Annotated in this window: 1 protein-coding gene; it reads left to right on the top strand. The window is 39.6% G+C overall.

Annotation, left to right across the window (positions count from 1 at the left end; all coding sequences use genetic code 11):
* Positions 1 to 122 precede the first annotated feature (122 nt).
* On the top strand, positions 123 to 333 hold a 211-nt coding region (gene gvpA, locus FJR09_RS23845; RefSeq protein ID WP_168654214.1), incomplete at its 3' end, for a gas vesicle structural protein GvpA.

Below are 333 nucleotides of genomic sequence, written 5' to 3'. Positions count from 1 at the left end.
ATCAGCAGCAGTACCTGCTTAATTAAGCAAGTTCCCAAGTAGGAGAATAACCATGACTCATATTTATAGTTATTCTCCTCATTTCCCAAGTTTCCGACAACAAATAACAAGGAATTAAAAAAATGGCAGTTGAAAAAACCAATTCTTCCTCCAGCTTGGCAGAAGTTATTGATAGAATCCTCGACAAAGGTATCGTAATTGACGCTTGGGTTCGTGTTTCCTTAGTTGGTATCGAATTACTAGCAATTGAAGCTCGGATCGTTATCGCTTCCGTTGAAACCTACTTGAAGTATGCTGAAGCAGTTGGTTTAACCCAATCAGCAGCAGTACCTG

The organism is Dolichospermum sp. UHCC 0406, assembly GCF_009712025.1.
Lineage (GTDB): Bacteria > Cyanobacteriota > Cyanobacteriia > Cyanobacteriales > Nostocaceae > Dolichospermum > Dolichospermum lemmermannii.
This window is presented reverse-complemented; position numbering and strand designations above follow the sequence as displayed.